The 24,179-nt window shown below is 69.0% G+C and carries 24 protein-coding genes; 6 read left to right on the top strand and 18 right to left on the bottom strand.

Going from position 1 to position 24,179, the window contains the following annotated elements; translation table 11 throughout:
• Window positions 1-8: 8 nt before the first annotated feature.
• The 9 genes from ACGFIF_RS26070 to glgC form a co-directional block, all read right to left on the bottom strand.
• The gene (locus ACGFIF_RS26070; RefSeq protein WP_393157983.1) at window positions 9-548 is read right to left on the bottom strand and encodes a GNAT family N-acetyltransferase; all 540 of its coding nucleotides are present in this window, start codon (window positions 546-548) and stop codon (window positions 9-11) included.
• A gap of 2 nt (window positions 549-550) precedes the next feature.
• Window positions 551-1,273 carry an alpha/beta hydrolase family protein gene (locus ACGFIF_RS26065; RefSeq protein WP_393157982.1) on the bottom strand — a complete coding sequence of 241 codons (723 nt, stop codon included), beginning with the start codon at window positions 1,271-1,273 and terminating at the stop codon, window positions 551-553.
• Window positions 1,273-2,265 carry an amidohydrolase family protein gene (locus ACGFIF_RS26060; RefSeq protein WP_393157980.1) on the bottom strand — a complete coding sequence of 331 codons (993 nt, stop codon included), beginning with the start codon at window positions 2,263-2,265 and terminating at the stop codon, window positions 1,273-1,275. Before ACGFIF_RS26060 ends, ACGFIF_RS26065 begins: the two co-directional genes overlap by 1 nt.
• Complete coding sequence (locus ACGFIF_RS26055; protein WP_393157979.1) at window positions 2,265-2,783, bottom strand: 3-hydroxyanthranilate 3,4-dioxygenase; 519 nt, start codon at window positions 2,781-2,783, stop codon at window positions 2,265-2,267. The genes ACGFIF_RS26060 and ACGFIF_RS26055 overlap by 1 nt, the downstream gene beginning before the upstream one ends.
• Window positions 2,783-3,214 (bottom strand): RidA family protein, encoded by a 432-nt coding sequence (locus ACGFIF_RS26050; protein WP_393157978.1) that lies wholly within the window; start codon window positions 3,212-3,214, stop codon window positions 2,783-2,785. The genes ACGFIF_RS26055 and ACGFIF_RS26050 overlap by 1 nt, the downstream gene beginning before the upstream one ends.
• 118 nt (window positions 3,215-3,332) lie before the next feature.
• Entirely contained in the window at window positions 3,333-4,835 is a 1,503-nt protein-coding gene (locus tag ACGFIF_RS26045) for a 2-hydroxymuconic semialdehyde dehydrogenase (RefSeq protein ID WP_393157976.1), read from the bottom strand.
• A complete protein-coding gene (locus tag ACGFIF_RS26040) occupies window positions 4,832-6,127 on the bottom strand; it encodes an FAD-dependent oxidoreductase (protein WP_393157975.1) in 1,296 nt (431 codons plus the stop codon). The genes ACGFIF_RS26045 and ACGFIF_RS26040 overlap by 4 nt, the downstream gene beginning before the upstream one ends.
• Complete coding sequence (gene kynU, locus ACGFIF_RS26035) at window positions 6,124-7,377, bottom strand: kynureninase (RefSeq protein ID WP_393157974.1); 1,254 nt, start codon at window positions 7,375-7,377, stop codon at window positions 6,124-6,126. The genes ACGFIF_RS26040 and kynU overlap by 4 nt, the downstream gene beginning before the upstream one ends.
• Window positions 7,374-8,636, bottom strand: coding sequence for a glucose-1-phosphate adenylyltransferase (gene glgC / locus ACGFIF_RS26030; protein ID WP_393157973.1), 1,263 nt, complete (start codon window positions 8,634-8,636; stop codon window positions 7,374-7,376). Before glgC ends, kynU begins: the two co-directional genes overlap by 4 nt.
• Before the next feature lie 64 nt (window positions 8,637-8,700).
• Between glgC and ACGFIF_RS26025 the strand changes: the two genes are divergently transcribed.
• Together ACGFIF_RS26025 and glgA are read left to right on the top strand one after the other, a co-directional pair.
• Window positions 8,701-9,246 carry a GNAT family N-acetyltransferase gene (locus ACGFIF_RS26025; RefSeq protein WP_393157972.1) on the top strand — a complete coding sequence of 182 codons (546 nt, stop codon included), beginning with the start codon at window positions 8,701-8,703 and terminating at the stop codon, window positions 9,244-9,246.
• 18 nt (window positions 9,247-9,264) lie between these two features.
• Entirely contained in the window at window positions 9,265-10,422 is a 1,158-nt protein-coding gene (gene glgA / locus ACGFIF_RS26020; protein ID WP_393157970.1) for a glycogen synthase, read from the top strand.
• Window positions 10,423-10,424: 2 nt separating this feature from the next.
• Here the strand turns inward: glgA and ACGFIF_RS26015 are convergent, their stop codons facing one another.
• The gene (locus tag ACGFIF_RS26015; protein ID WP_393157969.1) at window positions 10,425-11,300 is read right to left on the bottom strand and encodes a helix-turn-helix domain-containing protein; all 876 of its coding nucleotides are present in this window, start codon (window positions 11,298-11,300) and stop codon (window positions 10,425-10,427) included.
• A gap of 114 nt (window positions 11,301-11,414) precedes the next feature.
• Here ACGFIF_RS26015 and ACGFIF_RS26010 point away from each other — a divergent pair, with 114 nt between their 5' ends.
• Window positions 11,415-12,269, top strand: a complete 855-nt coding sequence (locus ACGFIF_RS26010; protein ID WP_393157967.1) for an oxidoreductase — start codon at window positions 11,415-11,417, stop codon at window positions 12,267-12,269.
• Between the two features lie 2 nt (window positions 12,270-12,271).
• Here ACGFIF_RS26010 and ACGFIF_RS26005 read toward each other — a convergent pair whose 3' ends face one another.
• The 4 genes from ACGFIF_RS26005 to ACGFIF_RS25990 form a co-directional block, all read right to left on the bottom strand.
• Window positions 12,272-12,724, bottom strand: coding sequence for a group II truncated hemoglobin (locus tag ACGFIF_RS26005; RefSeq protein ID WP_393157965.1), 453 nt, complete (start codon window positions 12,722-12,724; stop codon window positions 12,272-12,274).
• Window positions 12,718-13,656: an aminoglycoside phosphotransferase family protein gene (locus tag ACGFIF_RS26000; RefSeq protein WP_393157964.1), complete on the bottom strand. Its 939-nt coding sequence runs from the start codon at window positions 13,654-13,656 to the stop codon at window positions 12,718-12,720. The genes ACGFIF_RS26005 and ACGFIF_RS26000 overlap by 7 nt, the downstream gene beginning before the upstream one ends.
• 9 nt (window positions 13,657-13,665) lie before the next feature.
• On the bottom strand, window positions 13,666-15,189 hold the full coding sequence (locus ACGFIF_RS25995) for a leucyl aminopeptidase family protein (RefSeq protein ID WP_393157962.1): 1,524 nt from the start codon (window positions 15,187-15,189) through the stop codon (window positions 13,666-13,668).
• 136 nt (window positions 15,190-15,325) lie between these two features.
• Window positions 15,326-15,493, bottom strand: coding sequence for a DUF3117 domain-containing protein (locus ACGFIF_RS25990; protein ID WP_012923066.1), 168 nt, complete (start codon window positions 15,491-15,493; stop codon window positions 15,326-15,328).
• A 163-nt stretch (window positions 15,494-15,656) separates the two neighbouring features.
• Here ACGFIF_RS25990 and ACGFIF_RS25985 point away from each other — a divergent pair, with 163 nt between their 5' ends.
• From ACGFIF_RS25985 to ACGFIF_RS25975, 3 genes are all read left to right on the top strand, one after another.
• Window positions 15,657-16,475: a PaaX family transcriptional regulator C-terminal domain-containing protein gene (locus ACGFIF_RS25985; protein ID WP_393157960.1), complete on the top strand. Its 819-nt coding sequence runs from the start codon at window positions 15,657-15,659 to the stop codon at window positions 16,473-16,475.
• Between the two features lie 33 nt (window positions 16,476-16,508).
• Window positions 16,509-17,300 carry an enoyl-CoA hydratase/isomerase family protein gene (locus ACGFIF_RS25980; RefSeq protein WP_393157958.1) on the top strand — a complete coding sequence of 264 codons (792 nt, stop codon included), beginning with the start codon at window positions 16,509-16,511 and terminating at the stop codon, window positions 17,298-17,300.
• 76 nt (window positions 17,301-17,376) lie between these two features.
• Complete coding sequence (locus ACGFIF_RS25975; RefSeq protein WP_393157957.1) at window positions 17,377-19,500, top strand: alpha/beta hydrolase-fold protein; 2,124 nt, start codon at window positions 17,377-17,379, stop codon at window positions 19,498-19,500.
• A gap of 326 nt (window positions 19,501-19,826) precedes the next feature.
• On the opposite strand, the gene ACGFIF_RS25970 is transcribed toward ACGFIF_RS25975, so the two are convergent.
• The 4 genes from ACGFIF_RS25970 to ACGFIF_RS25955 form a co-directional block, all read right to left on the bottom strand.
• Window positions 19,827-20,387, bottom strand: a complete 561-nt coding sequence (locus ACGFIF_RS25970; protein WP_393157955.1) for a DNA-3-methyladenine glycosylase I — start codon at window positions 20,385-20,387, stop codon at window positions 19,827-19,829.
• Window positions 20,384-20,863, bottom strand: coding sequence for an SRPBCC family protein (locus ACGFIF_RS25965; protein ID WP_393157954.1), 480 nt, complete (start codon window positions 20,861-20,863; stop codon window positions 20,384-20,386). The genes ACGFIF_RS25970 and ACGFIF_RS25965 overlap by 4 nt, the downstream gene beginning before the upstream one ends.
• A 12-nt stretch (window positions 20,864-20,875) precedes the next feature.
• Window positions 20,876-23,137, bottom strand: coding sequence for a DivIVA domain-containing protein (locus tag ACGFIF_RS25960; protein WP_393158375.1), 2,262 nt, complete (start codon window positions 23,135-23,137; stop codon window positions 20,876-20,878).
• A gap of 97 nt (window positions 23,138-23,234) precedes the next feature.
• Window positions 23,235-24,104 (bottom strand): TIGR00730 family Rossman fold protein, encoded by an 870-nt coding sequence (locus tag ACGFIF_RS25955; RefSeq protein ID WP_393157952.1) that lies wholly within the window; start codon window positions 24,102-24,104, stop codon window positions 23,235-23,237.
• Between the last annotated feature and the right edge of the window lie 75 nt (window positions 24,105-24,179).

Raw genomic sequence — 24,179 nt, 5'->3', positions numbered from 1 at the left:
AGAGCGCCCTAGGTTGGGTTGTGCCAGGGGCGGGGGTCGTCTCGGAGTAGTGCGTAGATGTGGACGTCGACGTTGTGGCCGTGGTTGAAGAAGGCTCCGCGGGCGGTGCCTTCGAACTGGAAGCCGCACTTGTCGGCGATCCGGCGGCTCGGGGTGTTGTCGGGCACGATGACCAGGGAGAGGCGGTTGACCTTCTTCGCCGCGAACAGGTAGTCGACCAGGAGGCGTACCGCCTCGGTCGTGTAGCCCTGGCCGGCGTGCTCCGGGCCGTAGAGCTGGTAGGAGAGCTCGTACGCGTCCCAGTAGTTGACCGGCCGGAAGAACTCGATGTGGCCGACCAGGACGTCGTCGCGGTCCCAGATCAGCAGGGTGCCCTCGTCCCGTTCCCAGAAGCCCGTCTCGGCGTACGTTCGCCGCAGGACGGACTCCGGCTGGACGCCGAGCGGGAAGAACTCGCCGCGGTTGGAGATGTCGGTGTGCGCGGCGATGAAGGCCGCGAGATCGCGCTCACGCACCGGCCGCAGAACAACCCGTTCCCCCTTGAGCATGATCAGCCTGTCAGCCGGGTGAGTTCGGCGGTGACGTCGTGCCAGGCCTCGGCGAGGGGGTCTATCACTTCGTAGTGACCGGCGGACTCGACGCGCGTGAAGCGGGCAGTGGGGTGGGCGCTGAAGTAGGACTCGGTGATGGAGATGGGGACCCGGGCGTCCGCAGTGCCGTGGATGAGGCTGACCGGGGCGATCGAGGCGGGCAGGTGGACCGGGTCCAGGTCGTTGCGGACACCGCTGCCGATGAAGTCCTGGACGGCGCCCTTGTCGAGCCCCATGCGATCGGCCATCAGCAGGTCGGCGACCGGGGCCAGCGCGATCACACCGCGGAGTCGAACGGGGTTGAGCGTCGCGGCTGCCCACAGGACCAGTTGGCCGCCCGCGGAGTGGCCCATGAGCACGTAGCCCGCGTGGACGTCGACAAGGTCGGGCAGGCTTTGGAGCGCCGTACGGACGTCTGAGGTGCTGGCGTCGGGATCACCCGGCTCCCGGCGGTACTCCAGGGACAGCACCGGCCAGCCCATGTCGGCGAGCGCCTCACCGAGCGGCCGGGCGTGCATCCGGTCGTACTCCGGCCGCCAGAATCCACCGTGGACGAAGACGACCAGCGGGCGGTACTCCTTGGCGTGCCAGTAGTCGATCACCTGGTCCGCATGGTCGCCGTACCGGAGTTCCTCGTCGGGCTCGCGCGCTTCGCGCGAGAGAACCGATCGGTCTTCACTCATCAGACCCTCCCGAGATAACGCAGGGCGTTCCCGGACAGCAGCTTGTGCCGCTGGTCCGCGGTCAGGAAACCGGCCTTCCGTACCACCTCCCCGACCGGCCGCTCACCGAGTGGATAGGGATAGTCACTGCCGACCAGAACGCGGTCTTCCCCCACGGTATCCACAAGAAGGCGTAATGACGCTGATTCGAACACCACTGTGTCGACGAAGAACCGATCCAGGTAGTACGACGGTGGATGCTCTGAGCAACCACGGACGATGTCCCCGCGCCGGTGCCAGGCGTTCTCGACCCGCCCCAGCCAGAACGCGAAACTCCCGCCGCCGTGGGCGAAACAGATCCGCAGCGACGGCGGCAGCGCGTCGAACGCACCGCCGAGGATCATCGCCAGCAGCGACAGATGGGTCTCGGCCGGCATCCCGGTCAGCCAGCGGGCCATCCAGCGGTCCAGTCGCGGTCCGCCCGGCATGTCCCACGGGTGCACCAGGACCGGCGTACCGGTCTCGGCGCAGTGGTTGAGAAAGGCAACGATCCCGGCGTCGTCGAGGTCCTTGTCGCCGACGTGGTTGCCGATCTCGACGCCCACGTGCCCGGCCGCCCGGCACCGGTCCAGCTCGGCGCAGGCCGCGTCCGGGTCCTGCAGCGGCACCTGGCAGAACGGGACGAACCGGTCGTCCCCGGCCAGCGTCTCCAGGGTCAGGTCGTTGAAGATCCGGGCCACCTTGACCGCCTGGTCGGCCGGCCGGTCGTAGGCGAAGAACACCGGTGTCGGCGACACCACCTGGACATCGATGCCGTCGGCATCCATATCGGCGCGCCGGACGGCCGGATCCCATGTCTGCGGGCCGATCGGGCGGAACTCCGACTCCCCGACCATGATCATCGCCGCGCGCTCGGAGTCGATCCGCAGCCACGGCCAGCCGTCGCCGCCGCACGCTACCGAGAGATCCGGCCAGCCCTTCGGCACCAGGTGGGTGTGGACATCAACGGCCATCAGCCTTTACCGCGGTGCACTGTGCCGCAGTCCGGGCAGGTCCGGGCATCCTCGCTCTCGTAGAAGGCTTTGAAGACCGGCGGCAGGTCGGCGACGATGTCGGTCACCTGCAGCTCGACCTCGTGCACGATGCCGTTGCAGTTGTCGCAGTACCAGCGGAACTTCTCCAGCGTGCCCAGCTCCCGGACCCGCTCGATCACCAGGCCGATCGAGTCCGCGTCGCGCTGCGGCGAGTGCGGCATGTTCCGCGGCAGCACCCACATCTCGCCCTCGTTGATGTCCACCCGGGCCGGGCCGGCCTCCGTCATCACGTCGACGTGCATGGTGCCCTTGATCTGGTAGAAGAACTCCTCGTACGGGTCGACGTGGAAGTCGGTGCGCTGGTTCGGTCCACCGACCACCATGGTGATGAAGTCGTCACCGGTCGGGAACATCTGCTTGTTGCCGACCGGCGGCTTCAGCAGGTGCTTGTTCTCCTCGATCCACTGCGGGAAGTTCGTCGACTCCAGATTCGTCATCACTCGCTCCTTTGCGGGCTGCGTTCTGTGGTGGGAACGGCCGCCACGGCCTGAATCTCGATCAGCAGCTGGGGATGCGGCAGCTGATGTACTGCGACAGTCGTCCGGGCCGGCCCGGACTCGTCGAAGAATTCGGCGTACACCTCGTTATAGCCCCCGAAGTCGTTCATCGACACCAGGTACGTCGTCACACTGACCAGATCCTCCAGCCCGGCCCCGACCGCGGCCAGGATGTCCCGGATGTTCTCCAGCACCGCCCGGGTCTGCTCCCGGATGTCCAGCGACACCGTTCCCAGCGCGTCCACCGAGGCCCCGGCGATCGAGTTGTCCGGCCGCCGGCTCGACGTCCCCGACACGAACGCGAATCCGTTGACGACCTTCACATGCGGAAACCGCCCCCGCGGCACCGCCTTGCCCGGTACGACGGTCATGGGGCCTCCCGGCCTGGACTGAGGAGCGCAGGGAGCGAAGCGACTGGAGCGACGAGGGAAGGCCGGGAGGCAAAGCCCCATGACCACGCCGGCGCCGGAGGCCCGGCCAAAAGCACGGTCATGTGAGCTCCACGCAGACGTTGGTGGGTTCTGAGTAGAAGTCCAACGAATGCCTTCCACCCTCGCGGCCGACGCCGGACAGTTTCATGCCGCCGAACGGGGTGCGCAGATCGCGGAGGTACCAGGTGTTGACCCAGACGATGCCGACGTCCAGGGCGATGCCGGAGCGGTGGGCGCGGCCGACGTCGCGGGTCCAGACGGTGGCCGCGAGCCCGTAGTCGGAGTCGTTGGCCAGGGCGTACGCCTCCTCCTCGGTGTCGAAGGGGGCGATATGGCAGATCGGGCCGAAGATCTCCTCGGTGTTCGTCCGGGCGTCCGGCGGCAGCCCGGTGACCACGGTCGGTTGCACGTAGCAACCACCGTCGCGGGCGTCGCCGAACGACGGTACGCCGCCCCCGGCCAGCACCTCGGCGCCTTCGGTTCGGGCGACGTCGTAGTACGAGAGCACCTTGTCGCGGTGTTGTTTGGAGATCAGCGGCATGTTCATGGTCGCCTCGTCGGCCGGCCAGCCGTAGGTCAACTCGGACGCCCGCGCGGCCAAGCGCTCGGAGAACTCCTCGAACACCGGCCGCTCGACGTACAGCCGCTCCGTGCACAGGCAGACCTGGCCGCCGTTGGTGAAGACCGACCGCACCGATCCTTCGACCGCGGCGTCGAGATCGCAGTCGGCGAAGATCAACCCCGCGTTCTTCCCGCCGAGCTCGAACGACACCGACTTGACCCGGTCCGCGGCGACCTTGGCGATCGCCGTACCGGTCGCGGACTCACCGGTGAACGTGATCGCGTCCACCCCCGGATGCCGGGTCAGATACTCCCCCGCCGACGACGGGCCGAACCCGTGCACCAGGTTGAACACACCGGCGGGTACGCCGGCCTCCGCCATCACCTCGGCCAGCACGGTCGCCGACGCGGGCGTCTCCTCGGACGGCTTGACCACCACAGCGTTGCCACAGGCAAGCGCCGGCGCGACCTTCCAGGTGAGCAACAGCAACGGCAGGTTCCAGGGCACGATGATCGCGACCACGCCGACAGGTTTGCGGACGGCGTAGTTCAGCGCCCGCCGGCCATCCGGCAGCACGGTCGTGTACGACTCGGTCGACGCGGTGGTCGCGAAATCCGCGAAGGAACGGAGGTTCGCCGCACCCCGCGGGATGTCCAGCGTCCGCGCCTGGCTGATCGACTTGCCGGTGTCGCCGACCTCGGCCGCGATCAGGTCCTCGAAGCGACGCTCGAGTCCGTCCGCGACCCGCCGCAGGACGACGGCCCGCTCCTGCTCACTCATCCGCCCCCACGGACCCCGCAGCGCGGCCCGAGCGGACTGGACAGCGGCATCCACAGTCTCCGCCGAAGCCTCGGACACGTCGAAGATCTGCTCACCCGTCACCGGACTCAGCTTCGCGAACGTCGACCCGCCCTCGACGAACTCACCGTCGACGAAGTTGCGCAGCAGACCGGGCCGCGACACCTTGCCGGCCAGCAGGTCGGGACTCCACAGGCTCATCGCCGCCTCCGCAACAGTCCGACCGCCACCACACCGGCACCGGCGATCACCGCACCGAGGATCTGGTGCTGGCGTCGTACGCGCTGCCGGACCTCGGCGTACGGCGTGGTCGAGAAGGACACGAGCTCGTAACGGGACACGTACCGGCCGGGCAAGGCCCGCTCGAGCGCGTGCTCGATCCGCTTGCTCAGCCGGAACACCGGGGACGCCACCTTGTCGCGCATCTCGACGAAGTTCGCCAGCGCCATCTCCGCGATCGCCTCGGTGTTCTCCCGCCGGCGCGCCTCGAACAGCGGCAGCGCCCGGGCCCACGACCCACCGGTGTCGCCGAGGCAGCGGTCCAGCTCGACCACGTCCTCGAAGGCGCAGTTCGCACCCTGACCGTAGAACGGCACGATCGCGTGCGCGGCATCGCCGAGCAACGCCGTCCGGCCGTGTGCCTGCCACGGCAGCGTGTGGACGGTGCCGAGTACGCCGACCGGGTTGTTCAGGTAGTCGTCCACCAGATCAGGTGCCAACGGCAACAGATCCGGGTAGTGCTGCGCGAAATGCCGCTCGATGTCGCCAGCCGAGGTCAGCGCGTCGAAGGAGCCCGACGGCCAGAACAGGGTGCAGGTGAAGGAGCGGTCCGGGTTCGGCAGCGCGATCATCATCGACGTACCGCGCGGCCAGATGTGCAACGCGCCCGGATCCAGCGCGAACTCACCGTCGGCGGCCGGGATCGACAGCTCCTTGTAGCCGTAGTCGAGGAAGTCGACGTCCTCGGCGACGATGCCCTCGGCAAGCAACTGCTCGCGGACCGCCGACCCGGCACCGTCGGCCCCGAGGACGACGTCGGCCTCGGCCGACACCTTCCCGGACGGGGTCGCGAACACCATCCGCCCGGCCTGCGACTCCAGCTCCACCAGCCGATGCTCGAACTCCACCGTGACCCCGGGAGCCTCCGAAGCCGCGGTCAGCAGCGCGTTGTTCAGCACACCCCGACTGATCGAGTTGATCGCCCGGTCACCGGCGGCCGAGTACTGCTGGAAGTCCAGCGGCCCGTCGACCGGGTGGATCATCCGGCCCTTCATCGGCAGCGCGTCCGCCATCACCTGGTCGACCAGGTCGATCCGCCGCAACGCGTCCAGCCCGCGCTCGGAGATCGCCAGGTTGATCGACCGGCCCCGCTCGGGCTGCCCGATCCGCGGGTCCGGGCGGCGCTCGTACAGCGTCACCGTCAGCCCGCGCCGGGCCAGGAAGCAGGCGAGCAGACTCCCGGTCAGCCCCGCCCCGACGATCGCGATCTTCACGCGGGCACCGCCTCGGTCAGTGCCGACGCCGCGCGCCAGCAGTCGTGGTACGTCGAATACAGCGGCACCGGAGCCAGCCGCAGTACGTCGGGCTCGCGGGCGTCGGCGATCACGCCGTACTCGAAGCGAAGCCGCTTCGCCAGCTCACCCGCCCGCAGCGAACCACCGATCCGCAGCGACAACTGGGCACCACGCCGCTCCGGATCGGACGGCGTGATCACCCGCCCGACCGTCACCCCGGCCAGCAGCTTCTCCAGGTACGCCGTCAGCCGCAGACTGCGCGCCCGCAACGCCTCCATGCCGATCCGGTCGAAGATCTCCAGCGAGGTCCGGACCGGGCTCATCGAGAAGATCGGCGGATTCGACACCTGCCAGGCATCCGCGGACGCGGGCGGGCGTGACTCCGGCGCCATCTCGAACCGGGTCGACGCCTCGGTGCTCCACCACCCCTCGAACCGCGGCAGGTCGCCGCCGAGGTGCCGCTCGTGCACGAAGGCACCGGCGAGCGCACCCGGACCGGCGTTCAGGTACTTGTACGAGCACCAGGCGGCGAAGTCCACACCCCAATCGTGCAACGACAGCGGGACGTTCCCGGCCGCGTGCGCGAGATCCCACCCCACCACCGCGCCGGCCGCATGACCGGCCTTGGTGATCATCGGGATGTCCATCAGCTCACCGGTCAGGTAGTTCACTCCGCCCAGCAGCACCAGCGCCACGTCGCTGCCGAGTTGCTCGACGACGTCCGTAGTACGTAGGGACTCCTCGCCGGGGCGCGGCCGGAGACGGATGATCGCGTCGTCGCCGTCGTACCCATGGAAACGGGCCTGGGAGCGGACCGCATAGCTGTCGGACGGGAAGGCCGAGTCCTCGACCACGATCCGGTGCCGGGAGCGGGTCGGGCGGTAGAACGAGACCATCAGCAGGTGCAGGTTGACCGTCAGCGAGTTCATCACCACGGTCTCGCTGGGCAGCGCACCGACCAGTCGAGCGGCCGGGCCGGTCAACAGTTCGTGGTACGGCAGCCACGGTCTGACCGCGTCAAGGTGTCCCTCGACACCGAGCGCGGCCCACGCGTCCAGATCCTCGAGCAGCTCGGTCCTGGTCGCCTTGGGGCGCAGGCCGAGCGAGTTGCCGGCGAAGTACGCGACCTCCGGGTAGTCGCCACCCTGGGCCGGCGGTACGTCGAAGAGCTGCCGGTGCCCGGGATCCGCGAGGTCGAGCTCCAGCGCCTCCTTCTCCAGCGCGCTCACGCCTCGGCGACCTCGCCCTTCGCCTCACTGGGGGCGGCCTCGATCACCTGGCCCTTGCCGAGTACGGTCACGCCGCCCTTGGAGACGGTGAAGCCGCGTTCCCGGTCGTAGTCCGGGTCGACGCCGATCTCGACGCCGGCCGGGACGATCACGTTCTTGTCCAGGATGACGTTCTTGAGCACGGCGTCCGCGCCGATCTTGCAGTTGTCCAAGATCACCGAGCGCTCGATCAACGCACCCGAGCTGACGATCACGTTGGCGCCGATCACCGAGTGCTCCACGGTCGCGCCGGACACGATCGAGCCCTGGCAGATGATCGACTCGCCGACGGTCGCGTCGTCGGTGAACTTCGCGCCCGGCAGTTGCGGGTGGGAGGTGAAGATCGGCCAGTCGGAGTTGTAGAGGTTGAACACCGGCTGGATCGAGACCAGGTCCATGTGCGCCTCGTGGTAGGAGTCCAGCGAGCCGACGTCACGCCAGTACGAGCGATCCCGGTCCAGCGCGCCGGGGACGTCGTTGTCCTTGAAGTCGTAGACGCCGGCCTTGCCCTCGGCAACCAGCATCGGGACGATGTCGCCGCCCATGTCGTGCCGGGACGCCGGGTTGGCCGCGTCCTTGCGCAACGCCTCCACCAGGACGTCGGCGCTGAACACGTAGTTGCCCATCGACGCGAAGGTCTCGTCCGGCGAGTCCGGCAGCCCGGGCGGGTCGGCCGGCTTCTCCAGGAACTCCTCGATCGCGTGGCCGTCCGGGCCGGTCTTGATCACGCCGAACTCGGTCGCCTCCACCCGCGGCACCCGGATCCCGGCCACGGTGACGCCGTTCCCGCGCTCGATATGCGCCGCCACCATCTGGGAGGCGTCCATCCGGTACACGTGGTCGGCGCCGAACACCACGATGATGTCGGGTTTGTGGTCGTTGATCAGGTTCATCGACTGGTAAATCGCGTCCGCGCTGCCCTGGTACCACTGCGGGCCGAGCCGCTGCTGGGCCGGGACGCAGGTGACGAAGTTGCCGAGCAGGGTCGACATCCGCCAGGTCAGCGTCACGTGCCGGTCCAACGAGTGCGACTTGTACTGCGTAAGCACGCACAGGTTCCGATACCCGGCGTTGACCAGGTTGGACAGCACGAAGTCGATCAGCCGATAACTGCCGCCGAACGGCACCGCCGGTTTGGCCCGGTCGGCCGTCAGCGGCATCAGCCGCTTCCCCTCGCCACCCGCCAGGACGATTCCGAGAACTTTGGGCGCCTTTGCCATGTCCGCACCTTAGCTCCGGAACCCCCGAGGCATAAGCGCTTGCGAGTGTCGCGACACTGTAAAGATGCCGATCCTCACCGAACCCAGTGTTGCCGTTCACCGTTCGTTCCTCGCCGCGTGGGACGAGGCGGGACCGGACCAGGAGCGGTGGATGGGTGCCCGGTCGATCGTCGGCGACGAGGAGGAGTGGAGCCGGGAGCAGGCCGAGGATCCGGCCGAGTTCGCCCGCCTGGTCGAGGTGATCCGGACCGAGGCGGATCCGGAGACCGAACTGCCGCCGGATCTGGTGCACCAGACCGTGCTCTGGTTCGTCGACGGATCCGAGTGGCTCGGCCGGCTCTCGATCCGGCACCACCTGACGCCGGCCCTGACCGAGCTCGGCGGCCACATCGGGTACTTCGTCCGCCCGTCGGCCCGGCGGAAGGGTCACGCGACCGAGATGCTGGTCCAGTCCCTCCCGGTCGCGGCCGGTCTGGGCATCGACCCGGCCCTGGTCACCTGCGACACCGGCAACGTCCCGTCCCGCCGCGTGATCGAGGCGGCCGGTGGCGAGCTGGAAGACGAGCGACACGGAAAGCTGCGCTTCTGGGTACCGACACGGACGTCCTGATGTCCTAGGGTCGGGCTCATGAAGGTCGCCATCCTGACGCGTGAGTTTCCTCCGGACGTGTACGGCGGGGCGGGGGTGCACGTGGACTTCCTGGTCCGCGAGTTGCGTCGCCTGCTCGACGTGGAGGTGCACTGCATGGGCGAACCACGCCACGGCGCGACCGCCCACTCCGAGGACGACCCGCGCATCCCGCAGGCGAACGCGGCGCTGCGCATCCTCTCCACCGACCTGACCATGACCGCCGCGGTCGGCGAGGCGCAACTCGTCCACTCCCACACCTGGTACGCCAACATGGCCGGCCACTGGGCCAAGCTCCTGTACGGCGTCCCGCACGTGGTGACCGCGCATTCACTCGAGCCACGCCGCCCGTGGAAGGCCGAGCAGCTGGGCGGCGGCTACCGCCTGTCCAGCTGGGCGGAGCGTACGGCGTACGAGGCGGCCGATGCCGTGGTCGCGGTGAGTCGCGGCATGCGGGACGACGTACTGGACTGCTACCCGTCGATCGACCCGGCCAAGGTGCACGTGATCTCGAACGGGATCGACGCCGACTTCTACCGCCCGGACCCGAAGACCAACGTGCTCGAGCGGCTCGGGGTCGACCTGAACCGGCCGTACGTGACGTTCGTCGGCCGGATCACCCGGCAGAAGGGCGTCCCGCACCTGCTCCGGGCCGGGCTGCAGCTGGACCCGTCGGTCCAGCTGGTGCTGCTCGCCGGCGCGGCCGACACGGTCGAGCTGAAGGCGGAGACGGACGCGCTGATCGACGACCTGAAGGCGACCCGCGACGGCGTGTTCGTGGTCTCCGAGATGCTGCCGCGCGAGGACGTCCGGCAGGTGCTGACCCACGCGCTGGCGTTCTGCTGCCCGTCGATCTACGAGCCGCTCGGCATCGTCAACCTGGAGGCGATGGCGTGCGAGACGGCCGTCGTCGCGAGCGCGGTCGGCGGTATCCCCGAGGTCGTCGACGACGGCGTCACCGGCACCCTCGTCCGGTACGACGAGGACGACACCGACACCTTCGAACGCGACCTGGCCGCGGCCGTCAACGACCTGATCGGCAACCCGGCGAAGGCCGAAGCGATGGGCAAGGCCGGCCGCGACCGCGCCGTCTCCGAGTTCGGCTGGGACGCGGTCGCCGACCGCACCGTCCAGCTCTACAACAGCCTGCTCGGCTGACCTCAGCCGTCCTTGCTGGGCTGGTTGCTCCGCTCGGGCACCTGGTCACCGGACGCGACGAGGCTGCCCAGCAGAGCGAGCAGCTCGGCGTCGCGGGAGCCGGGAGTGGCGTGGTAAACCACCAGCGTCATCGAGTCGGTGCCGCCGATGGTGAGTTTGTTCTTCTGCAGCTCGATGTCGCCGACCTGCGGATGGGTGAGCAGGCTCGTCCGCCCGCGTCTCGGCCGCACGTCATGGCGGGCCCACAGCTGACGGAAGCGTTCGCTGCGGACCGACAGGTCGCCGACCAGTTCGACGAGTCGCGGGTCGTCGACGTCCGCCCCGAGCTCCGCCCGCAGGACGGCGACGCCCTCCTCGGTCAGGTCCTCCCAGTCCCGGTGGAGGATCCGCTCCGCCGGATCGAGGAGGACCGCGGACAGCAGGTTCATCCCGACCCTCAGGTTGGGCTTGATGGCCTGCCCGAGCGAGTTGACCGCCAGCACATCGGTGTACTTGTTCTGCACGTACGCCGGATGGTCCGTCCAGCTGTCGATCAGCTCGAGGATGCTCGGCGGCACCTGCTCGACCTTGGGCCGCTGGCGGGACTTCGGGACAGCTCGTGGACGCTCCTGGGCGAGCCCGATCAGGTACGCCGTGGCGTCCTGGTCAAGCCGCAGTACGTCGGCCAATGCATCGAGCACCTGGACCGACGGGTTGCGGTCGCGGCCCTGCTCCAGCCGGAGGTAGTAGTCCGAGCTGATCCCGGCCAGCATCGCGACCTCCTCGCGCCGCAGCCCCGGCACCCGCCGCAACCCGACCCTCCGGATCCCGACGTGCTCCGGCTGGACCTGCTCCCGCCGGGCCCGGAGGAACTCGCCGAGCGCATTCGTGCTCTCCATGCCTTCCACGGTAGCCGCGCCCGCACCCGATGACTGGCCCGGTGACTGGCCCTGTGACTCCCAGGATCAGCAGGGCTCTCCCAGGTGTGCCGGCCCCGATGAACAGTGGGAGGCATGACAGACAAGACCATCACCCTCGCCGAAGACCTCACCATCACCCGGATGGGGTACGGCGCCATGCAGCTGGCCGGCCCGGGGGTCTTCGGACCACCCAAGGATCGCGACCAGGCGATCGCCGTACTGCGGGCAGCGGTGGAGCTGGGCGTCACCCACATCGACACCAGCGACTTCTACGGCCCCACGGTCGTCAACGAACTGATCAAGGAAGCCCTCCACCCGTACCCGGCCGACCTGCACCTCGTCACCAAGGTCGGCGCCCGCCGCGGCGACGACGCGAGCTGGATCCCGGCCCTCGAGCCGGCCGAGCTCAAGGCCCAGGTCCACGAGAACCTCGACCACCTCGGTCTGGACGTCCTCGATGTCGTCAACCTGCGGACCGAGTACCACGACGGCGGCAGCGAGGACTCGATCGCCGAGTCGTTCACCGCCCTGGCCGAACTGCAGCAGGAAGGCCTGATCCGCCGCCTCGGCCTGAGCGGGGTCACCATCACCCAGATCCGCGAGGCTCAGACCATCGCCCCGGTCGTCACCGTCCAGAATCTCTACAACCTGGTGCAGCGCGCCGACGACGCGGTGGTCGACTTCTGCGCCGCCGAAAACATCGCCTTCGCCTCGTTCTTCCCCCTCGGCGGCTTCTCTCCCCTGCAGTCCGAGACCCTGGCGAAGGTCGCCACCCGCCTGCACGCCACGCCCCAGCAGGTCGCCCTGGCCTGGCTCCTCCAACGCTCCGCCACCAGCATCGTCATCCCAGGCACGTCGTCAGTAGCCCACCTGCGCGAGAACGTCGCCGCCGCCGACCTCGTCCTCCCCGACGACGCGATCACCGAGCTCAACTCGATCGGAGCGTGAGCTCAGTCGGCGACCAGGCCGTCCCAGGACCAGCGAGGAATCGCCAGGTCGGCCGGTACGTCGGCGGCGGCGGCCGTGTACTTCGTCATCTGCACCGTCGTCGACCAACTGAAGTAGTCATGTAGCACCGAGCGCAGCCGATCGTCTTCGGCCAGTCCTGTGTCGATCAGTGCCTGGTCGAAGCAGGCGATCGCGCGACGGTCCATCTCCTCGTGCGGCCCGTTCCCGCTGTGGATCCGGACGACGTACGACTCATCGCCGTACGCATCCGTGTACGCCGGGGGCCCACCGAGCGCCTCGCCCCAGTACGCTGCCAGGCGCTCACTGTGGTCCGACCGGAACCCATGGCTGAACGCGTGGCTCACCACCTCGTCCGCCATCACCCGCTCATGCCATGCATGCGCCAGCCGCAGCATCCCCTCAGCCCCACCCGCCACCTCGAACACCGTCACCATCCGCCCACCCTGACACCTAGCGCGGTGAATCGCGAGGCCAGGTCGTCGACCCACTCCGTCGGTGTTCGGTGATCCGGCAACGGGACGCCCGCTTCGCTGCGCCACAGTGCATCACCGAGAGCAGTACGCAGGTGCCAAGCCATCACCCGATCAGTTGCCAACTCACGGCCGGTGATGCCGCGGAAGTGGCGCAGGGTGGCAGTCAGCAGCTCGACACCCGGACCCGTTCCGGGAAAGGTACGCAGGTCGTACTCGGCCTCGGCGAGACCGACGGTCTCGAAATCCACGACCGCGCGGAGCTGCTCCCCATCCCACACCTGATTGCCGCCATGCAGATCGCCGTGCACCACCACGGTCGGGCGCGGGGGCGCCAGGACCTCGTCAGCCCAGTCGCACCACCGCTCGACGGTACGACGCTGATCTGGCCGAGCCCACCGTCCGAACCGCTCGCGCAAGGCGTCTGTCGTGGCCGGTTGCAGGGCCGCCGGCGGAAGGTCACCGACAGCCGCCTCGATGCGCTCCCGCGTCGCCGCCTGCTGCAACTCCTCCAGAAAGTGCGCGAGCTGCCGCCCCGCGTGCTCGCGGTCGATCGAATCCACGATGTCGAACAGCGCGGTTCCCGGCACAACCCTGGTCACCAGCAACAGCGGATCGGTGCTGCTCGCAACCACCTCCGGCAGGAACGACACCGCGGGCTCGCGCGCCAACGCGGCCAGCACGGCGATCTCATGCGCCAACCGAAGCGCGGCGGGCCGCGACCACGCGAACTTCACCACAAACCGCCCATCGACCACGGCGCTCGCCGACCGCCACAGCGGATCGTCCTCACCCACCGTGCCGCGAACCGCGATCGGACAATCGCCCAGCTCAGGCGCAACAACCCGCAACGCCTCAGCCACCGCCGCGGGCGACCCCTCCCCCAACCACCTCACCGCGCGATGCTACTCCGCTGCCCTGATGCCGGCGATGGGGGTTCTGGAGGTTAGCCAGGTGGTGAGGAGGCGGGCGCCGGCGCCGGTGGCGCCGGTGGAGTATTCGAAGCGGTCGGCGGGGGACTCGGCGATGGAGGAGAGGTCGAGGTGGGCCCAGGGGATGTTTCCGGCGAAGGCTTTCAGAAACAGGGCGGCGGTGATGGAGCCCGGGCCCTTGGAGCTGTTGACGGAGTCGGCGATCGGCGTGGCGATCAGTTCCTGGTACTCCGATGACAGCGGCATCCGCCACAGTTCCTCACCCGACACGCGTCCGGCGTCGGCGAGGTTGTCCGCGAGTGCGTCGTCGGTGGCGAACAGGCCGCCGTACAGCATCGAGCCGAGCGAGACCTTGATCGCGCCGGTCAGGGTGGCGATGTCGACGAGGACGTCGGGTTCGAGTTCCTTGACCGCGTAGGCGAGTCCGTCGGCGAGGACGAGCCGGCCCTCGGCGTCGGTGTTCTTGACCTCGGTGGTGCGGCCGCCGTAGTGCCGGATCACGTCGTCCGGGCGGTACGCCGTACCGGAGGGCATGTTCTCCGCCGCGCAGATCAGACCGGTCACGCGGATCTGCGCACCGAGCTCACGCAGCGCGGACAGGGTCGCGATCACCGACCCGCCGCCGGTCATGTCGCGCTTCATCGACACCATGCCCTCGCGCGGCTTCAGCGACAGCCCGCCGGTGTCGTAGGTGATGCCCTTGCCGACGAGTACGACGTACGGCGTGTCGTCGTCGGCGCCCTCCGGGACGTAGTCGAGCCGGATGAACCGCGGCGGCCGGGTCGAACCCTTGCCGACGGCCAGGATGCCGCCGAACCCGTCCGCGGCCAGCTTCTTCTCGTCCCACACCGTGACCTCGAGACCGGTCTCGGCGGCCAGCTCGGTCGCGCGCGCGGCCAGCCAGGCCGGGTCCTTCTCGTTCGACGGCGTGGTGGCGAACTGCCGGGCCAGCCAGCCGGTCCGGCCGATCACGACGCCGCGGTCGAGCTCGACCTGCCGGTCGTCGTCGGAACCGTCGGTCAGCGTCACCTTCGCGACCACCGGCTTACCCGGGTCGACCGTCTTCAGGGTGTAGGTGAACGACCCCAGGACGATGCCCTCGGCCAACGCCTGCAGCCGCGCATCATCGATGCCGTCAGCAACTACTGTGGTGAGCTCGTCCTTGCCGCGGCCGAATCTCGCGATCGCCGCTCCGGCGTGTCGCAGGTCCTTGGCGCTCCCGTCACCGGCCCCGACCAGCAGGATCTCGGTCGCCTCGCCGGTCAGCAGCGGGTACGTCGCGGTCGCACCGGCGGCCGGGCTGAAGCCGGTCGCCTGCTGTGCCTCCAGCAGCCGGCCGAGGTCGACTCCGAGCCGCTCTCCGGCGTCCTTCGCGGCGGCGGGCAGGCCACCCTCGCCGACCACGATCACCCAGGTCGGGGCACCGTGGACCGGCAGACCGGGCTGCCAGACCACGGCTGGAAGAGTCGGGAACGCGAACTTGCTGCGGCGAGCCACTAGAAGGACCTCACTATTTGATCAAATACGTCTGGGCACCACGGGCAACCGTAACGACCCCGGCCGGTGCCGCAAAAGGCACCCACCGGGGTCGCATAGATATGTAGGGATGCGAGGGCACCCCGGGAGTATTCGCTCAGCCGACGACGGCCTTGAGCGCGTTGCCGAGCTCGGTCGCTTCGTCGGCGTTCAACTCGACGACGAGCCGACCGCCGCCCTCGAGCGGAACCCGCATCACGATCCCCCGCCCCTCCTTGGTGACCTCGAGCGGACCATCGCCCGTCCGCGGCTTCATCGCCGCCATGCGCGCACCCCTTCCCAGTGTCGGTGTTGAGCGACGACACCGCAGGGGTACCGTCTCCGGCGCCGTGCGGTGATGCGCCGTCGGCGCGTATCGCAGTGTGTATCAGGACCCATTATTCCCGATCACAGGCCAGAGCCGCGCACCATACGGCAGACTCAGGCACGTGCACGCCCGTTCAGCCCTCTTCGACCTGTACGGCGACCACCTGCGCGCGCGTGGTGCGCGAGCCCCGGTCGCGGCCCTGGTCAGGCTGCTCGCGCCGCTCGGAGTCCAGCCTCCGGCGGTCCGTACCGCAGTGTCGCGGATGGTCCGCCAGGGCTGGCTGGAGCCGGTCCGGATCGACGGGCAGCCCGGCTACGCACTGACGTCCCGGGCGCGTCGCCGGCTGGACGACGCCGCGGCCCGGATCTACCGCACCACGCCGGAGAGCAACGGATCCGGCCCCGGCGGCAACGGCTCCGGCGACTGGGACCGGCACTGGCATCTGGGCATCCTCCGCGAGGTTCCGAACGCCCGGCGCCGTGAGCAACTGGCGAGCCAACTCGCCTTTCTGGGTTGGGCTCCGCTGTCCGACGGCGCCTGGGTCGGCCTGCGCAACGACGCCGAGGTCGACCAGATCCTCGGCGTGGAAGGGATCGCGGCGGACCGGTTCCGGGCGCCGGTCGACGACGGCGCGGTCGAGTTCGCCCGCCGGGTGTGGAAACTGGACGAGCTCGGCGCGTCGTACGACGCCTGGCTGATCGAGGCCAAGGCGCTGGTCGAGACCGCCGGCGACGACACGTCCGACGAGCAGGCGTTCGCCGTACGGTCGGAGCTGGTGCACGAATGGCGCAAGTTCCTGTTCCTGGATCCGGGTCTGCCGGCCGAGCTTCTGCCGGACAACTGGGCCGGCACCAGGGCCGCCGCGTTCTTCGATTTCCACGCCGAACGGCTGAGCCCCGCGGCCGGGCGTTTCGTCGACAACTGCCTGACCTATCACTGAAATTCTTCACCGATTGTCAAGGAGCTGACCACGATGAGTGACTCCGTCACCTACGCCCTGACCGATGGCGTCGCCACCATCACCCTGAACCGGCCGGACGCGATGAACGCGCTCGACACGCCGACCAAGGTCCTGCTCCGCGACGCCGTCCTGGCCGCCGCCGAGGACGACTCGGTCCGGGTCGTCGTACTGACCGGGACCGGACGGGCGTTCTGCGTCGGGCAGGATCTGAAGGAGCACATCGGGCTGCTCGAGGCGAACGACACGGACGCGCTGTGGAGCACCGTGCCGGACCACTTCGCGCCGATCGCACTGGCACTGGCCGAGATGCCGAAGCCGGTGATCGCGGCGGTGAACGGGGTCGCGGCCGGGGCCGGCGCGTCGATGGCGTTCGCGTGCGACTTCCGGGTGGTGGCGGACACCGCCGGGTTCAACCTGGCCTTCACCGGGATCGCGCTGTCGTGCGACACCGGGATCTCCTGGACACTCCCCCGGCTGATCGGGCAGGCCAAGGCACTCGAGCTGCTGTACTTCCCGCGCACGGTCCCCGCCGACGAGGCGTTGGCGCTCGGCCTGGCGACGAGCGTCGTACCGGCGGCGGAGTTCTCCTCGGCGGTCGACGAGTTGGCCGCGAAGCTGGCGGCTGGACCGACGGTCGCGTACGGCGCGGTGCGGCAGTCGGTCGGGTATTCGGCGACCCACACGCTGGCCGAGGCGCTGGTGTTCGAGGCCGGGAAGATGCAGCTCACCGGCGACACCGAGGACCACCGCAATGCGGTCGCCTCCTTCGTCGCCAAGCAGAAGCCGACCTTCAACGGGCGGTAACTCCCCTCGCTGCAGCACGCGGGTTGCTGCACGCGACCTCTTGTAATCGTTTACGTAACCGATTACAAACAGCCTGGTGAGGAAACTGCTGCTGCCTGCCCTGACCGCCGCCACGCTGGTCGGGAGTCTCGTCGTGCCCGGTTCGGCCGCTCAGCCGGCGGCCGCCGTACTGCCCGGAACGATCTCGGCCGCGAGCGTGCGGTCGGCGACGCTGGGCGAGGACATCAACTACAACGTCTACCTGCCGGCCGGGTACGCCGACTCCACCCGGCGGTACCCGGTGCTCTATCTCCTGCACGGCCGGGGCGACTCGATGGCGGCCTGGACACAGGTGAAGAGCCGGCTCGACGAGCTGATCGGCTCGGGTGAGATCCCGCCGACGATCGCGGTGATGCCGGACGCGCCCTGGAGCAATCGGGCGAGTTACTACGTCGACTCGGCGTACACGGGGGCGGACCGGGGCAGGCCGGTCGAGACCGCGTTCTTCCGGGATCTGGTGCCGCACGTCGACGCGTCGTACCGGACGATCGCGGACCGGAACGGGCGCGCGGTGGCCGGGTACTCGATGGGCGGGGCAGGTGCGTTGCGGTACGCGATGGCACATCCGGAGGTGTTCGGCGCGTCGATCGCGCTCAGCCCGGCGGTGTACTTCCCGCTGCCGCCGGCCGACTCGAGCGCCCGTGAGTTCGGTGCCTTCGGCAAGGGCAAGGACCCGTTCTCGGAAGCTGTCTACCTGCGGCTGAACTATCCGGCCGCGTTCAAGTCCTTCGCGGCGAAGGGTCTGCCGTCGCACCTCTACATCGCGGTCGGCGACGACGAGTGGAAGAACCCGAAGCCGGCCGACTACACCCACGACCTGGACTTCGAGGCGCACGTCGTGTTCAACCAGGCGGTGCGGGTGCCGAACCTGACGTCGGAGTTCCGCGTGGTCGACGGCGGCCACGACTGGGACGTCTGGGCGCCGTCGTTCGCCGAGGGGGCGAAGTACATCTTCCAGTACATCGGGAAGCCGCCCGCGGTCCCGATGAAGGCGATAGTGACCGGTACGGCGGGTGAGGACCGGGCCGGCGGCATCGCTACTGATGCCTCAGGCAACGTTTATCAGGCGGCGGCCGTGGAAGGGTCGCTGGGCGGCGCGCCGTACGCGGGTGGCAAGGATGTCGCGCTGACCAAGTACGCGCCGGACGGGACGCGGGAGTGGACACGCTCGATCGGGACGAGTGGGACGGAACGCGCGTACGGCGTGGCGGTCGACTCGCAGGAGCGCGTCGTGGTGACCGGGTACACGACCGGGAATCTGGACGGTGCACATGCAGGGAACACGACGGATGATGCCTTCGCGGTGCAGTACGACGCGGCCGGGAATCAACGGTGGATAAGGCAGTTCGGCGTACCAGGGGTGGCGGATCGGAGCTACTCGGTGGCTGTCGATGGGGACGCGATCTATCTCGGCGGTTACACGAAGGGCGCGTTGGGTGGGACGAACGCGGGTGACAAGGATGTGTTTCTCGCCCGGCTGGATGGCGAGGGTCAGCAGATCTGGCTTCGGCAGGTCGGGAGTGCTGGCGAGGAGAAGGGCATGGCGGTCGCGGTGTCGGGTGGGTCGGTTTACCTGGCAGGGATGACGGCCGGCGCCTTGGGTACGTCGGCTGGTGGGGTCGATGGGTTCGTCGCGCGCTACTCGGTTGATGGCGATGCGGTGTGGCTGAAGCAGTTCGGGACGCCTGCGTCCGATGAGGCATGGGGTCTGACGGCCGATCCCAACGGTGGCGTGTATCTGACGGGCTACACCGCGGGCGACTTCTCGGGTGCGTTGGCGGGCGACAAGGACATCATCGTTGCGCGTGCCGACGGTGAGGGGGTGCTGACGTGGCGGGACCAGTTCGGTACGACGGGCAACGACAAGGGCGCCGCGGTTGCGGTCGATGGCTCGGGCAACGTGTACGTCGCCGGGTTCACCGATGGGGCGGTGGAGACGAGCATCGGGAAGTTCGACGGCGTACTGACGAAGTACTCCGCCGATCGCACCCGCACGTGGACACGTCAGTTCGGCACGGTTGACGATGATGCTGCCGATCCGTTCGCTGAAGCCAACGTGTACTTGACGACCACACAGGCGGGCACGCAGGTGTCCGGCCTGACGAACACGGATGTGTTCCGCACCGCCTTCAGTGCGGAGGGCGAGAACACAGCGCCGTAGAAGTTTGGTGGGCTCCCCGGCCGCGTTCCGGCCGGGCGAGTCACGGCCGGACAACCACCTGACAGACGGGGAGCCCGCTGAATACCTCATCACGTTCGGTGCCCGGAACACAACTCGTTCAGCCGTTTGTGTTCCCTTATTTTTAACATTCCTGAGCGCTACTTGCAGATGCACAAGCTACCTGCACGTGCATCGGATCAAGCGCCTCTAAAACCCGTCAAACAACTGCCTGATCGGGTTACCGGGCTATACAGGTCATCGACGGGCGACGCACGCCACCGCCACCACATCTTCTTCTCTTCTCTCCCTCAACCACCCACGAAGGGTCAGCGAGCAACGCACGTTGAGAGGTGGTCGTTGACGATGCCGGTTGCCTGCATCAGCGCATAAGCGGTGGTGGGGCCCACGAATACGAAGCCCTTCTTCTTCAGCGCCTTGGACATAGCGACGGACTCCGGCGTGGTGGCCGGGACGTCGCCGAGAGTCTTCGGGGCCTTGTGCTCCGCCGGCTGGAACGACCACAGCAGCTCGGTGAACTCGCCATCCTCCAGTTCCAGCAGCGCACGCGCGTTGTTGATGGTGGCGTTGACCTTCAGCCGGTTCCGGACGATACCGGGATCCGCCATCAAACGTTCGAAGTCATCGGCGCCGTACTTCGCGATCACCGTCGGGTCGAACTGCGCGAACGCGGCCCGGAAGTTCTCCCGCTTGCGCAGGATCGTGATCCAAGACAGCCCGGACTGGAACCCCTCCAGCGTCATCCGCTCGAACAGTCCGACGTCGTCGCGGATCTCCTTGCCCCACTCGTTGTCGTGGTACTCGACGTACTCCGGCGCCGACGTCGCCCACCCACACCGCGGCTGCCCGTCCGGTCCGATCACCGTCACCGCGCCACCTCCCGCACCAGTCGCCGCAACGACACCCGCATCATCACCTCGAGCACCGTCCGAACCAGCGGCCACAGAGCGACCCCAAGCTTCCCCAGCGGCGGTACGGCGTCCTCCGACCAGGTGAACGTACTCGTGCCGGCCCCCTCGGCCGGGCCCTCGACGCCCCAGCGTCCGGGAGTGACTGCGAACGTGCCGGTACCGCGGACGACGGTGCCCAGGTGTTTCACCGTGCACTCGCGCGGCGGATCCCAGTGTGTGATGACCATGTCGTCAGTGAATCCCAAGGCACCGACAGAAGTTCGCGCCGCGACTCCGCCGCCGACACCCACGCCATCGTTCTCGGTAGCCCAGACGCGGGTGAACAGCATCCAGCGCGACTGCCGGTCCCAGTCCATGACCACGTCCCAGGCCGTCTGCGGGTCCAGCGGCAGGTCGATCGATGCTTCGGCGTGGCAGGTACGCGCGGAGTCCATCAGCTGAACAGATCAGCTCGGCCGCTGATAGGCACCCTGCTCAGGTGCCGGATACCCATGCTGCTCCTGGTCCCCCTCCTCGGGCGGCACGTACCGCTGCTCGGCCGTCGGATAATCACCCTGCTCATCCGGCTCGTACGCCCCTTGCTGAGCCGCCTGGCCATTCTGCGGCGATCCCGCCGGCTGCTGCCCCTGAACCGGCCACTGCGGCGTAGCCGGCTGCTGATCCGCCGGTGGCCAAAACTGCCACGCCTCCTGCTGCTGCTGCACGGGAGGCTCCTGGGCTTGCTGCTGAGCCTGCTCCGGGTACCCCGGCTGCTGCTGGTGCTCCGGCTGCTGCTGCGCGGTCGGCGGCTGCTGGTACTGCTGTTGCTGCTGGGCGTACGGGTCCTGAACGGGCTGCTGCTGGGCGTACGGCGCCTGTGCAGGCGGCTGCTCGGAGTAGGACTGAGCAGGCTCCTGCGGCGAGTACGGCCGGGTCGGCTCCTGCGCCTGGTACGACTGGGCAGGCTGCTGCTGCGGGTACGGCTGGGCTTGCGCCTGCTCGGAGTACGTTGGCTGCGCGGGCGCCTGCTGCTCGGAGTACGGCGCCTGTGCGGGCGGCTGTTCGGAGTAGTTCTGAGCGGGTGGTGGCGGCGGGGGCTGCTGCCACTGGGGAGCGGGCTCGGGAAGCACCCAGTGAGGCGCAGGAGCGGGCTGGGCGCTCTCCTGCCGAGGAGCCTGCTGAGGCTCAGCCGAAGCTGCCTGCGACTGAACGTCGGCTTGCGGCGCGGGCTCGGCCGGGAACCACGGCTCGGGCTCCGGCTGCTGCCCGACAAACGACTCTGACTGCTCCTGGTCGTAGGACTGCGCCTCGTACGACTGCTGCCCGCCGTAGGGCTGCTGCGAGCCGTACGGCTCCTGCTGCTGGCTGTACGGCTCGGGTTGCTGGCTGTACGGCTCAGGCTGCCGAGCGATGTACGGCTCTTGCTGCTGCGAGCCGTACGACCCCTGCTCCCGCGGCCTGTACGTCTCCTGCTCCTGCGACGCGTAGGAGTCGGGCTGCTGCGGCGAGTAGGACTCGGGCTGCTGCGGCGCGTACGAGCCCGGCTGCTGCGGTGCGAAGGACTCGGGCTGTTGCAGGACTATCGGCTGCTGGGTGGGGGTGGCCTGGGCCTGCGGGGAGTCGCCGTGGTGGGACTGGTCTGCCGCCGGGGGCTCTGGGTCTGCCTGGGTTCTGTGGGGCAGGCTGGGCTGGGATTGGGCTTCCAGCATGGCGCGGGCCTCGGCTTGGAGGCGTTCGTACTCGTCGGCCGCGCCATGGGACTCCCCCACCGGGACTTCCTGGGTCTCCGGCTCAGACTCGTCCGACTCAGGTCCGACCGGCCCGGCAGCCCCGGCCGCCTGCTCGTGAGCAGAGGGCGAGCCATCGGCAGGCGATCCAGCAGGCGACGAGTCCGCGGCCGGCGAGCCTGCAGCAGCGGCCCCAGCAGCAGCCGACGCCCCAGTGGCAGCGGTCCCGGCTACGCCTCCGGCGGCCCCGGCTGCGGCGGCGCCGGCAGCGGAGGTACCAGCGGCAGCCGACCCGGCAGCAGCGGGTGAGCCCTCAGTCGGCGTTTCAGCAAACGAGCCGGCAGCGGGCGAGCTCCCAGTCGGCGTTTCAGCAGAGGAGTCAGCCGCAGGCGTGCCAGCGGGCTGGTCGAGCGCGGCCTGCTCGGCAGTGTCGGACTCCGCAGCGTTCGGCACGGCGGCATTCGGCCCGGCGGCATTCGGCTCGACGGCGTTCGGCTGCGCAGTGTCCGACCGGGTGGCCGGCTGCGCGGAGTCCGGCTGCGCGGTGTCCGACCCGGCGGCCGGCTGCGCGGTGCCCGACCCGGGGTCCGGCTGGGCCGTATCCGACCCGGTGGACGACTCCGGGAAGTCGCCGCCGACCAGGATTGGCTTCTGGACGCCCGTGTCGTCGAAGTCGGACGCGTCGTAGTCCGTACCCGAGGAGAACCCGGGCCCGTCGATGATCGGGGACACCGCGCGCTCCAGGTCGGCGATCCTCCGGTCGCGCTCCGCCACCTCGCGGGCGACCCGCTCGAGGAGCGTGTCCACCTCGTCCATCCGGTAGCCGCGCAGGCCGACGCCGAAGCGGGTCGCCTCGATGTCCGTGGCGGTGAGCGTCTGCCGGGCCGGGACGGTCAGGTCGGGCCGGTCGTCGTACGCCGTACTCATGGCACCCCAACGACCCGAGGCCACTACCGCGACAGCCCCGATCAACAGCACCACGATCAGCCCGAAGAACCACATCACGGGACCGATCGTGCCATGCCGAGGAAGTCACCCGCACAATCGGAGCCCGATTCGGCCCTCGGCGTAGTGCGCAGCCGAGTGCAACGCGACGCGGTCAGCTGCCGTCCGACCCCAGCCGGTGCTGCTCGCGCCGCTCGCGGGCCTCCGGGTTGTCCGCCTCGGCCACGTCCCGGGCGGCGGCCGCGGCTGCCTCCTCGGCGGCCGCGTCGGCCAGTTCACCGGACTTGATGATGTAGCTGATCGCCTCGTCCACGTCGTCGGTCACCACGAACATGTCCAGGTCGGCCGCCGAGATCTTCCCGTCCGCGAGCATCGTCTCGCGCAGCCAGTCGACCAGCCCGCTCCAGTACGACGTACCGAACAGCACGACCGGGAACGACGTCACCTTCCGCGTCTGCGCCAGCGTGAGCGCCTCGAACAGCTCGTCGAGCGTGCCGAACCCGCCCGGCATCACCACGAACCCTTGGGCGTACTTCACGAACATCGTCTTGCGGGTGAAGAAGTAGCGGAAGTTCATCCCGATGTCGACCCACTCGTTCAGGCCGTTCTCGAAGGGCAGCTCGATACCGAGCCCGACCGACACGCCGCCGGCCTCGGAGGCACCCTTGTTCGCCGCCTCCATCACTCCCGGCCCACCACCGGTGATCACCGCGTAACCGGCACCGACCAGTTTCCCGCCGAGCTCCTCCGCGGCGGCGTACATCCGGTCGTCCGGCTTCGTCCGGGCCGAGCCGAACACGCTGATCGCCGGCCCGAGCTCGGCCAGCATGCCGAACCCCTCGATGAACTCCGACTGGATCCGCAGCACCCGCCAGGGGTCGGTGTGCACCCAGTCCGACGGGCCGCGGCTGTCGAGCAGCCGCTGCTCGGAGGTGGATTGCTGCACCTGGTTGCGGCGCATCACGACCGGCCCGCGCTGCTGCTGGCCGATCGGACGGTCGGGGTGGATCGATGGTTCTGCCATACGTCCAGATTAGTGCGGACATTTCCACCAGGCCCGCCGACGCGAGCGAGGCCACGAGGAGTACGGCGGACCGAA

Source organism: Kribbella sp. NPDC049174 (assembly GCF_043197365.1).
Lineage (GTDB): Bacteria > Actinomycetota > Actinomycetes > Propionibacteriales > Kribbellaceae > Kribbella.
Note: the sequence above shows the minus strand (reverse complement) of the source record. Positions and strands in the feature narration are given on the sequence as shown.